Annotated in this window: 10 protein-coding genes; 5 read left to right on the top strand and 5 right to left on the bottom strand. The window is 68.1% G+C overall.

The features are described from left to right. Positions 1-2,618 (bottom strand): DUF3772 domain-containing protein (locus Q8M82_RS18570; RefSeq protein WP_305692779.1); only part of this gene is annotated, 2,618 nt, incomplete at its 3' end. Between the two features lie 215 nt (positions 2,619-2,833). After that, entirely contained in the window at positions 2,834-3,928 is a 1,095-nt protein-coding gene (locus Q8M82_RS18565) for an ROK family protein (protein WP_305692778.1), read from the bottom strand. Between the two features lie 236 nt (positions 3,929-4,164). On the opposite strand from Q8M82_RS18565, the gene Q8M82_RS18560 reads away from it, so the two are divergent. Then, positions 4,165-4,641 carry a DUF2938 domain-containing protein gene (locus tag Q8M82_RS18560; RefSeq protein WP_305692777.1) on the top strand — a complete coding sequence of 159 codons (477 nt, stop codon included), beginning with the start codon at positions 4,165-4,167 and terminating at the stop codon, positions 4,639-4,641. 31 nt (positions 4,642-4,672) lie between these two features. Next, positions 4,673-5,908, top strand: a complete 1,236-nt coding sequence (locus Q8M82_RS18555; protein ID WP_305692776.1) for a metal-dependent hydrolase family protein — start codon at positions 4,673-4,675, stop codon at positions 5,906-5,908. Between the two features lie 108 nt (positions 5,909-6,016). Here Q8M82_RS18555 and Q8M82_RS18550 read toward each other — a convergent pair whose 3' ends face one another. From Q8M82_RS18550 to gloB, 3 genes are read right to left on the bottom strand one after another with little or no spacing between them, the layout of a single operon-like run. Beyond that, the gene (locus Q8M82_RS18550) at positions 6,017-6,784 is read right to left on the bottom strand and encodes a GNAT family N-acetyltransferase (protein WP_305692781.1); all 768 of its coding nucleotides are present in this window, start codon (positions 6,782-6,784) and stop codon (positions 6,017-6,019) included. Beyond that, a complete protein-coding gene (locus Q8M82_RS18545) occupies positions 6,784-7,245 on the bottom strand; it encodes a cupin domain-containing protein (protein WP_305692775.1) in 462 nt (153 codons plus the stop codon). The genes Q8M82_RS18550 and Q8M82_RS18545 overlap by 1 nt, the downstream gene beginning before the upstream one ends. A gap of 11 nt (positions 7,246-7,256) precedes the next feature. Continuing rightward, entirely contained in the window at positions 7,257-8,021 is a 765-nt protein-coding gene (gene gloB / locus Q8M82_RS18540) for a hydroxyacylglutathione hydrolase (protein WP_305692774.1), read from the bottom strand. Positions 8,022-8,162: 141 nt separating this feature from the next. Between gloB and Q8M82_RS18535 the strand changes: the two genes are divergently transcribed. The 3 genes from Q8M82_RS18535 (at position 8,163) to Q8M82_RS18525 (ending at position 11,379) form a co-directional block, all read left to right on the top strand. After that, positions 8,163-8,930, top strand: coding sequence for a class I SAM-dependent methyltransferase (locus Q8M82_RS18535; protein ID WP_305692773.1), 768 nt, complete (start codon positions 8,163-8,165; stop codon positions 8,928-8,930). A 106-nt stretch (positions 8,931-9,036) separates the two neighbouring features. Further along, complete coding sequence (locus Q8M82_RS18530; RefSeq protein WP_305692780.1) at positions 9,037-9,990, top strand: acetyl-CoA carboxylase carboxyltransferase subunit alpha; 954 nt, start codon at positions 9,037-9,039, stop codon at positions 9,988-9,990. A gap of 177 nt (positions 9,991-10,167) precedes the next feature. Next, entirely contained in the window at positions 10,168-11,379 is a 1,212-nt protein-coding gene (locus tag Q8M82_RS18525) for a L,D-transpeptidase family protein (RefSeq protein ID WP_305692772.1), read from the top strand. The last annotated feature ends 55 nt before the right edge of the window (positions 11,380-11,434 follow it).

The following is an 11,434-nucleotide window of genomic DNA, read 5'->3' as shown; positions in this document are numbered from 1 at the left end:
CATTCCTTGCTGTCGTCCTTGGCGGGCTCCGGCGCCGGTGCTGGAGCGACGGCCGGTGTCTCGGGCTCGGGCTCGTCCTCGGCCGGCTCGACACGGCGCCGGCTGCGGGAGGGCGCCTTCGGCCCGGCGGGATCGCGGCGTCGGGAGGCCATGGCCGCACCGTCGCGGCTCACCGCCGCGGCGATGCTCCCGAGCGAGTGCTCGACGCCCTCCAATCCCTTGACCAGCAGTTCCGGCGTTCCCGACGCCGGCTCCATCTCGGTCAGGCGCTTGTGGATGGCGAAGTTCAGGTCGCTGGTGACACGGCCGACGATATCGACATCCGCCACAACGCAGACGAGGTCGAAATCCATCGTCGCGGTGCCGATCTTCTTGAACAGGACCGTCGGTGGCGGCTTCTGCATGACGTCGCCATGGGCCGTGGCGACCTCGTTGAGCATGCTCCGGACCGCACCCGCCTCGAAGCTGCGCGGAACCGACAGCGAAATCAGGATGCGACCCGTGCGGTCGTTGCGGACGCGGTTTCTGACCACGCCGGAAATCAGGTTCGAGTTCGGCACGATCACCGAGGAGCGGTCGAAGGTCGCGATTTCCGTCGAGCGCACATTGATCTTCTTGACGATGCCCTCCGCGTCGCCGACCACGACCTGGTCGCCGACCCGGATCGGGCGCTCCCAGAGCAGGATCAGGCCCGAGACGAAGTTCGAGACCACCGACTGCAGGCCGAAGCCGATGCCGACCGAGAGCGCGCTCGCGACCAGCGTCAGGCGCTCGAGGCTGAGGCCGAGCGCCGACACCGCCAGCGCCAGCGCCGCGAGATAGCCGACATAGCCGGCCGCGGTGGTGATCGAGTTGCGCAGTCCGGTGTCGAGCTGCGTCGTCGGCAGGAACTTGACCTCGAGCCAGCCCTGCAGCGAGCGCGTCGCGGTCAGACCGGCTGCGAAGAGCAGGCCCCCGAAGATGATCGAGGACAGCGAGATCGTGACGCCGCCGACCTGGAAGCCGAAGAAGGCGGCGCGTAGCGAGGTGAGGAAGTCGGTCGATTCCAGTCCCCAGGGCGCCAGGACCAGCAGGAAGCCGACGACGATCAGCATCAGCTTGAGAACGCCGGCGGTGATCACCGCGATCTTGTCCAGCGTGTGCGCCCGGAAGCCGAGCCCCGCCTTGAGCGTCAGCGCCAGTCGGCCCTTGCCGGTCATCGCCTGCGGGATGCCCAGATCGACGAGCTGATAGGCCAGCACGAAGCTGCAGGCCACCATCATCATCCAGATCACCTGCTCGGTGACGAAGGAGGCGAAGACGACATAGCCGCTCACCACCGACAGAGACAGGACGAGCCCGAGGATCCAGCCGAGAATGCGGATCGGGCCGAGGCTCGCACCCTCGACCGCGACATAGGGGCCGAGACAGGCCTCTTCCTCGATCTCCTCATTGTCGCGCAGCCGGTAGAGGCCGACGACGAGCGTGACCGCGAAAATGATCACGAGCACGCTGCGCAGGATGATCGAGACCGCCAGGCCGGCGGCGATCGCCGTCAACCAGGCTTCCAGCACCTTGCTCACCGAGAGCACCAGCGCCAGCGAGGTTCCCAGCCAGACCACGGAGGAAGCCGTCGAATCCATCACGCTGACGAGGCGCCGCTGCGGCTGGCTCGGTGCAAACAGCGCATCGAGAAGCGCCTGAACGAAGGCCACCACGGCGAGCCCCGCCACGATGGCGATCACCACGGGCTGGATCCGCGGCGGCAGCAGCCCGGCGGTGTTGAGCGCCGCGTAGACCAACCAGCTCGCCAGCGCCGGCGGCGCGGCGCCCGCCACGACATGGGCGAGCGCGATGTAGAGGCAATGCAGGCTGTCGGTATCCTGCGTGTTGCTGAACCGGGCCTTGAAGCGAGGCAGATATCGGCGGCGGATCACATAGAGCAGCAGCGCGCCGACGAAGGCGAGCGCGACGAGCCCGCCGCGGAGATCCGACATCGCCGTGGCCACGCCCGAGAGCCACCCGCCGAAGATATAGCCCGACGCCCGCAGATCTTCCGGCACGGTCGCCAGCGCGTTCGACCACATGTCGGGGCTCAGCACCGTCGGTCCCGCGGCAAACAGCGTCTGGGCGAAGAGCGCGCGGCGGCGGTCGCCGATCGCAGTCTGCAACTGCTCGGCCTGCAGGAAGGCGGCGCGCGCGATCTTCAGCGTCTCATCGGCATCCGAAAAGGCCTTCGCTCGCGCCTCCCGCTCGCGCAGCACCTCGGCACTCTCCGCCGGCGCGCTGGCCTCGGGCTTGGGTCCGATCTGGTCGAGCCGCACCTTGGCCTGATCGACGCGCGGCGACTGCTCTTCGATGAGCTGGCGCAGCTGGTCCAGCGACGGCTGCAGACGCATGCGTTGGCGCTGCAGTTCGGCCTCGGTCGCTGTCGGCGCCGCGAGCGCCGACTCGATTTGCGTCAGCTCCAGACGGATGGCGTCGAGACGCGCACGCGGCGAGACGGCGTCGGTGGCCGGCTGCTGGGCGAGCGCCTGCGCGGCGCCCAGCAGGACCATCACCAGCGTGGCCAGAGCGGCGAAAAGGCCGGACCGCGCACGCGGCTTCGGGCGGGCCGCTGGGGCGAGTCGCGCAGCCATGGCGGGAAAGCCTCGCTGAGATCGGTGATTCGTCGCTGGCTCGACCGTCGCCACAGCTTCGTCGTCAAGGCAAGCGCGGCGCGCAGGATCGGGAAACAAATGCAAATCAGCCGTGAATTCCGGAGGGATCGATGGCGCAGCCAAGGCACCCTCTATCTCTTTTTCACGGCAAACCTGACATCTTCAAGGCGCCGCCGCGGCGGCCGGCCAGACCCTCACGCCTTGCCGCGGCCTTTGGGCCGGGTCCGGTTGCGATAGCTGGCATTGCCCAGCCCGGTGCCGATCGTCAGCACCCCCCAGTGCTCGACATCCTGCATGGCCGGCATTTCGCTCAACCCCTGGATCACGGCATCGTTGTGCATCGTCACCAATGTCTCGTGCTCGCCGATGGTGGGCACGAGTTCGCGAATGCTCTCGACGAGGTTGAAGCGGCTGCTTTCCCAGTTGCCGGGCAGGTTCTGGGCGCCGCGGTCGATCGAGCCATGCGGCTCGATCAGCCCCGGGCAGCCGACGCCGATGAAGGGAGCGAGGCGCAGCCCGTCCTTTTTCGCCTGCTTGATCTGCCCCTTGAGCATCTTGCCCAGCCGGGCGATCGCGTCGTCGCGGCTCGTCTCCTCATCGGCATGCCGCCAGAGTTCCGACGAGGATACCCGCGCCTTGCGCAGGTCGGGCGCCTTGCCCTGGCGCAACTCGACGATTCCGGCCCGTATGTTGGATCCACCGATATCGACGGCGACCAGGCTGTCGAAGCCCTCGAAGATCCATTTCGGCGCGAGATGCGCGCTGCCGACGAGTCCGGCCTCGTCGGGATGGTGGCTGACCGGCACCAGATCGATGGTGTGCCCATTGGTGCTCAGGATGATTCCGGCGCGCCCGATCGCGAGTTCGCCGACGCGGCTGTCGCGAAAGCCGCCGCCGACGACGATCCGTTCGACCTCGGCCCAACTCTTCAGCCGCACGAAACGTCGGATCACGAAGGCGAGCGACTGCGCGAAGCGCTCGATCGCGCTCAGCACCAGCGCCGCCTCGCGCGGATCGCCATCCGACAACAGGGAATCCAGGTCGCTTTTGCTGATCTCCGCGCTGTCGCCCTTCAGGGGGTCTTCGCTCTGGGCCCGCAGATGCTCGCGCAGGGCGTCGAGATGCTCGACGAAGGCCCGCCGACTGGCCTTGTCGCCGACGAAGCCGTCCTCGTCGCGCATTTCGAGGTTGTAGCTGGTGATCACGACCGAAGGCAGTTCCAGGGCGCCATGCGGCCCGTGATGCTGCGTTTCCCCAATGCGGGTCGTTCCCGCTGCTGCGCTGCCCATCTCGCATCCCCCCGACGTACCTGTCAGCCAGCAAAGCAAACCCCCGATGTCGTGCGAGGTTCCGACAGCGCATGGAAAGCGCCTGGCGCATGGCGTGCCTGCACCGGCCGCGCCGCTTTCGTTCCGCTCGCCGGTTGACCCGGCCCGGCGTTCTCCGCTCCATGGGCCGATCGGCGGAAGACGCCGTCGAGCGGCGCGAGACGGACACGCGAGCAGCGCGTCGGGGGGATGACGGAATGGATGTGCTGATCAGGACGGTGCTCATCGGCATCGGGGCCACGGCTCTGCTCGACCTCTGGGCGATGCTTCTGAAACGTGTCTTCGGCATTCCCCTGCCGAACTGGGCCCTGGTCGGACGCTGGTTCGCGCATCTGCCCCGCGGGCGCTTCCTGCATGAGGACATCACCCGTTCGGAGCCTGTCCGCAATGAACTGGCCATCGGGTGGATCGCGCATTACGCGGTCGGCATCCTCTTCGCGGGCATCGTCATCGCCATCTGGGGCGCCGGCTGGGTCCGCAACCCGACTTTCCTGCCGGCGCTGATCGTCGGCCTCGCCACGGTCGGCTGCGGCTGGTTCATCCTCCAGCCCGGCATGGGCGCCGGCATCGCCGCCGCCAAGCGCGCCAATGCCAATACGGTGCGGACCCTGAACATCATAGGCCACACCGTCTTCGCGGTCGGCCTCTGGGGCACCGCCCTCCTCATCCGCTGAATCTCACCTTCCTCCTGTCGAGACTGTCATCATGGCCAGCACGCTCTTCACCAATGCCCGCATCGTCGACGGCACCGCCCCGGAAGCCGGCGCGCCCGTCAGCGTCCTCGTCGAGGGCGGCACCATCCGCGAGGTCGGCAAGGCCGTTTCCTCTGCGAAGGCCAAGGTCGTTGATCTGAAGGGCAAGACCCTGATGCCGGGCCTGATCGACGCCCATGTCCATGTCGTCGCCGGCGTCGCCGATCTCGGCCGCAATGCTCAGCTGCCGGATTCCCTCGTCACCGCCCGCTCCTTCGTGATCATGCGCGAAATGCTGATGCGCGGCTTCACCACGGTGCGCGATGTCGGCGGCGCCGATTTCGGCCTGAAGCAGGCGGCCGAGGAAGGCCATTTCCCGACGCCGCGTCTCGTCATCTCCGGCAAGGCGCTGAGCCAGACCGGCGGCCATGCCGACTTCCGCGGCCGCTATGACGACGCGACCACACCTCTGACCCGCCACCGCCTCGGCGCGCTCGGGCGCATCTGCGACGGGCTCGACCAGGTCCGCCGCGCCGCGCGCGAGGAAATCAAGGGCGGCGCCGACTTCATCAAGATCATGGCCAATGGCGGCTGCGCCTCGCCGACCGACCCGATCCATTTCCTCGGCTTCTCGGTGAGCGAGCTCGAGGCGATCGTCGAGGAGGCACGGATGGCGGGCACTTACGTCTCCGCCCATGTCTACACCGACGAGGCGATCCGCCGCTGCGTCGAGGCCGGCGTCCACTCGCTGGAGCATTGCAACCTGATCGAGTCCGAGACGGCGAAGCTTGCCGCCTCGAAGGGCGCCGTCGCGGTGCCGACGCTGGTGACCTACGACAAGCTCGTCTCCGACGGCCCCAAGCTCGGCTTCCCGCCGGATTCGGTCGCCAAGGTCGACGTCGTCCGTTCGGCCGGCATGAACTCGCTCGCGGTCATGAAGAAGGCGGGCCTCGCCATGGCCTATGGCAGCGACCTGCTCGGCGAGATGCACAAATACCAGTCCGAGGAGTTCGTCATCCGCGGCCGCGCCCTGCCGGCCCATGAGGTCATCGGCTCGGCGACCCATGTCGCGGCGAAGCTGCTGAAGCTCGAAGGCAAGATCGGCACGATCGCTCCGGGCGCCCATGCCGACCTGATCGTGGTCGATGGCGACCCGCTGAAGGATCTCTCCCTGCTCACCCGCCAGGGCAGGCACATGCCGCTGATCATGAAGGGCGGCGCCTTCATGAAGCGCGCGAGCCTGGGCTGAGGGCAACCGCGTCATGCTCGGGCGAAGACCCGAGCATCTCGTGACCAGATGTCTCCGGCGCCTCATCCGGCCGGAGATTCTCGGGTCAAGCCCGAGAATGACGCCCACTCACCCCGCCAGGTCGAGCACCCGCGTCTCATAGGCGTAGAGCTGCCTGAACCCCAGCGAGCCATAGAGCCCGTTGGCGACAGCGTTGGTCTGGTCGACCTGCAAATAGGCCTGTCGGCAGTCCTTGGCCCGCGCCCAGCCCATCAACCCCGCGATCAGGCGCCGGCCGAGGCCCTGGCCGCGATGGGCGGTATCGACCACGACGCTGCCGATCTCCGCCATGCCGCGCTCGGCCACGCTCATGCCGAAGGCCACCGGCTCCCCCCCGATCAGCCAGGTCGCGAAGGCGGCCGGCAGCCGCACGCCTTCGACGATCGCCGTGAGCTTGCCGGCATCGGCCTTGATGCCGGTCTGCCGCGCCGCGACCCCGGCGATCCATTCGGCGCTCGGGCGCGCCTCGATCTGCAGATCTGGCTCGATCTCGGTCGTCACGTCGTCGAGCGGCCGGATCAGCCCGAAGGAAGCGTCTCGCACGACGTAGCCGCGTGCCGCGACCATCGCCCGCGTCGTCTCGGCGACGAGCGGCGTCAGCCGGATGCAGGGCGGCAGACCGTCCGATCGGAACAGCTCCTCGATCAGCGACAGCGTATCCTCGTCGAGCTCGGCGCCGGGCCTCAGCGCCGAGGCGGCGTTCGCCCGGCCGGAATAGCCGCCGGCGAAACGCACCACCCAGTCGTCGATCAGCAGCGTCGCCGGCGAGGGCCAGGCGTTGACGATGCGCCGCTCGCAGGCGAGCACGAGGTCGAGCTCCGGCACGGCATCGGTCATCACGTGGTCCCTCCGGATTTGTTGCGCGGGGTCGGCCGCCAGCCGGGCGGCGCCATCTCGAAGCCTTCGAAGGAAAAGCCCGGCGCCACGGTGCAGCCGACGAGCGTCCAGGCGCCGAGCGATGTCGCGCTCTGCCACCAGCCCGCCGGAACCACGAATTGCGGCCGCTGTCCGGCCGCGAGATCGCTGCCGAGATGATGCGCCGAGGCGTCGTGCCCGTTGGGCGAGACGCTGATCACCAGCGGCGCCCCGGCATAGTGGTGCCAGATCTCGGCCGCGTCGCAGCGATGCCACTCCGAGGTCTCGCCGGTGTCGAGCAGATAATAGATCGCGGTGCCGGTGCTGCGGCCGTCGACCTCGCTGGGGTCCCGGAAGGTCTCGCGGTAATGCCCGCCCTCGGGATGGGGCTTCAATTCGAGCAGGCGGATCACCTCGGCAGCGGTCAGGCCGTTCAGCGTCATGCGTCGCCCCCCTAGAACCGGTTCTTGGCTTCGCGCAGCGCCGCGAAGACCTCGCCCGCCGGCGCGCCATTGAGCCCGACCGCCGCGGCCAGCGAGCCTTCGCCGGCGCGGAAGAACGGGTTGGTCGCGGCCTCCTGCGCCACCGTCGTCAGCGCCCAGAACCGCCCTTCCGCCTTGGCCGCCTCGGCCTCGGCGAGCCTCGCTGTCACCGCCGCGTTGGCCGGCTCCATTGCCGCGGCGAAGCGCGCATTGGAGAGCGTGTAGTCGTGGCCGCAGAGCAGCCTCGTGTCGCCGGGCAGGGCCATCAGCCGCGACAGCGAGGTCCACATCGCGCCCATCTGACCCGGCTGGACGCGCCCGCAGCCCATCACGAAGACGACGTCGCCGACGAAAGCGAGCTTCGCCCCGCGCGAGACGAAGCTCAGATGCCCGTCGGAATGCCCCGGCGTATGCCAGATCTCGAAGCTCTCCCCGCCAAAGGACACCGTATCGCCCTCGGAGACAATCCGGTCGAGCGGGGCCTGGCCGGCTGCATCGGCCGGCCCGAAGACCTTCGCCCCGGTCGCCTGCTTCACGGCCGCCACGCCCTGGGTGTGGTCGGCATGGGCATGGGTGACGACGATGTCGCTGATCCTCCAGCCCTTCGTCTTGGCCGCGGCCATGACCTGCCCTGCGTCCGGCACGTCGATGGCGGCGCATGCACCGCTCGCGGGGTCGTGGAGCAATGCCCCGGCATTGTCGCCGAGCGTGCGGAAGACGTGGAGATCGAGCGCCATGGGAGACTCCGGAAGAACGCGGCTCCATCGCGCTTAAACAATGCCGCCCGCCGACACCAGCCCGCCAGGATCGACCGAAACCGGAACGGCCCTGCCCGCAGCCCTTGCGCAGCCTCGCCCGGCAGCACATCTTCCGGCGGCATGTCCCTCGACGTTGCCGAACTGCGCAGTTTCTACGCCAGCCCGCTCGGCCATGTCGCGCGGCGCTTCATCGGCACGGCGATGCTGCGCTTCTGGCCCGATTGCGCGCGTCAGCGCCTCCTCGGACTTGGCTATGCCACCCCCTATCTCTCCGTCCTCGGTCGCGATGCCGAGCGGGTGATCGCCTTCATGCCGGCGGCACAAGGCGTCGTGAACTGGCCTCATCAGGGGCTCTCGGCCTCCGCTCTGGTGGAGCCGACATTGCTTCCGCTGCCGACTGCCTCGATCGACCGCGTCGTTCTCGTCCATGCGCTCGAGGAGACCGAAAGCCCCGACGACCTGATCGAGGAGGCGGGCCGCGTGCTCTCGCCGGGCGGACGGATGATCCTCGTCGTACCCAACCGCCGCGGGCTCTGGGCGCGAATGGACGGCACGCCCTTCGGACAGGGCCGCCCCTTCAGCCGCAGCCAGCTCGAGTCCCTGATGCGTTCGGCCGAGTTCTCGCCCGAGGGCTGGCGCGAGGCTCTCTATGTGCCACCCTTGCGCCAGCGCCTCATGCTGCGCTCGGCCGCCGCCTGGGAGCGCTTCGGCGCAGGGCTTTCCCTGCCCTTTGCGGGCGTCCACGTCATCGACGCGACCAAGCAGGTCTACCGGCGCATTCCGTTGCGGGCGACTCGGCGCAGTTTCGCCTTCCGGCCGATCCTGCTGCCGCAGCCCACCCCGGCTCCGCGGATCGGGAGGGACCCGGACCTCCCCCCGCCGGGTTGACAAAGAACCCACCGCGCGACCAAGGTCCGCCGCTTTTCGCGAGCCCGGTTCCGCATGACGCCCGATGCGCAGGAACCACCCGGCGCGGAACCTGAACTGGACCACGATGCGAAGCTATCTGGATTTCGAAAAGCCGGTCGCCGAACTGGAGGCGAAGGCGGACGAGTTGCGAGCTCTCCAGGCCAAGGGCGAGGGGTATGCGCTGGCCGACGAGATCGCAAGGCTCGACGCCAAGGCCGCGCAGGCGCTGAAGGAACTCTACGGCGCCCTGACGCCCTGGCAGAAGACGCTGGTCGCCCGCCACCCGCAGCGTCCCCACTTCAAGGATTACTGCGCCGCGCTGATCGAGGAATTCACCCCTCTGGCAGGCGACCGTACCTTCGGCGAGGACGAGGCCATCGTTGGCGGCTTCGGCCGCTTCCGGGGGGAGCCGGTCTGCGTCATCGGCCAGGAGAAGGGTGATTCGACCGAAACCCGCATCCGGCACAATTTCGGCATGGCCAAGCCCGAGGGCTACCGCAAGGCCGTGCGTCTCGTCGAGCTGGCCGACCGCTTCGGCCTGCCGGTGCTGAGCTTCGTCGACACCGCCGGCGCCTATCCGGGCATCGAGGCGGAGGAACGCGGCCAGGCCGAGGCCATCGCCCGCTCGACCGAGACCTGGCTCGGCCTGCGCACGCCGAGCATCGCGCTCGTCATCGGCGAAGGTGGCTCGGGTGGCGCCATCGCGATCGCGGCCGCCAGCCGGGTGATGATGCTGGAACATGCGATCTACTCGGTGATCTCGCCGGAAGGCGCGGCCTCGATTCTCTGGCGCGACACCGCCCGCGCCCAGGACGCCGCCACCGGCATGAAGATCACCGCCCAGGACCTCCTGAAATTCGGCATCATCGATCGGATCGTCAGCGAGCCGACGGGGGGCGCGCACCGCGACCACGGCGCAGTGATCGCACGCGCCGGCGACGCCCTGTCCTCGGCCCTGTCGGAACTCGGTGGGCTGTCGGCCGACGAACTGGTCGACCGCCGCGCCGAGAAGTTCCTGGCGATCGGGCGCACTCTGTGACACCGGCACCCGGCGGTCGGAGCCTTAACGGTGCCTTGACCATGGCCTCGCGCCGGTCGCCTGTGGTAAGGAAGCTTCAAGGCTAACGCTTCTACAACGGGAGACGGGCACAATTTGGCCGTCTTGCGCAGTCAGAGGTCGCCTGTGTCTGGCCGGCCGTTCGATGGGATTGACGACGTGGCATTGAAGCAACTCACGCTCGTGGCTTTGGTTGCATTGTCCCTGGGCGCCTGCGAGGAGGATCGCTATCGCGGCTCTGCGCGCCATCACATCCCGATTCCGGCAGCGACCTATGCGCTGATGTCCGAGAAGGGCATGAGCAAGGACCAGCCGATCCTGATCCGCTCCTACAAGAAGGAGTCGGAACTCGAGGTCTGGAAACGCAAGGCCAACGGGCAGTATGCGCTTCTCAAGACCTATCCGATGTGCCGCTGGTCCGGCCAGCTCGGCCCCAAGATCCGCGAAGGCGACCGGATGGCGCCCGAGGGATTCTATGCGATCAGCCCGGCGCAGATGAATCCGAATTCGTCCTATTACGTGTCCTTCAACATGGGCTACCCCAACGCCTATGACCGCGCCCATGGCCGCACCGGCGCGCATCTGATGGTGCACGGCGCCTGCTCCTCCGCCGGCTGCTACTCGATGACCGACGACCAGATCGGCGAGATCTACGCGCTCGTCCGCGAGGCCCATAACGGCGGCCAGAGGTCGGTGCAGATGCAGGCGTTGCCTTTCCGGATGACGCCGGAGAACCTCGCCAAGCACCGCCTCGATTCCAACATCGCCTTCTGGAAAAACCTGAAGGAAGGCACCGACTATTTCGAGGTGACCGGCGACGAGCCGCAGGTCGCCGTCAATGGTGGCCGCTATGTCTTCAACGGCAATGGCGACCCGAGCGTCGTCCAGGCCGTGCAGCGCAAGCGCCAGCAGGACGAAACCCAGGTCGCCGCCCTCGTCGCCAAGGGCACGCCGGCGATCCGGCTGATCTATGACGACGGCGACCAGCACGGCTCGTTCAAGCGCACCCTCGTCGCCAGTGGTTCCGACAGCCTGAACCGTGCCGCCTCCTGGGGCTCGCGCGATGTCGGCGTCAGTCGGCCAGACGCTCTGACCAGCGGTCCCCGCGTCGTCGTGCTGGACGACTCGGGCAAGGCGAAGGCGACGATCCGGGCCGAATCGGCCGATAACGAGGTCGTTCTGGCCGCCGTCGCCGCGGCCTCGGCCGAGCCTGTCACAACGCCCCCGGCGCCCTCAGACAAGAGCATGATGCAGGACGGGATGATGCCGATGATGCAGGACATGTCGAAGATGAGGGGGGAACTGCAACAAGATGATGTAGACCATGATGGACCGGCAGAACCAGGGCGGATCGGGCCAGCAACTTCCTGACAAGCGCGGCTGAACTGCCGGAGGCTAGTCCAGGCTGCGCGGCTTTAACCGCAAT

It is taken from the genome of Allobosea sp. (assembly GCF_030694325.1).
In the GTDB taxonomy this organism is placed as follows: Bacteria; Pseudomonadota; Alphaproteobacteria; order Rhizobiales; family Beijerinckiaceae; genus Allobosea.
This window is presented reverse-complemented; position numbering and strand designations above follow the sequence as displayed.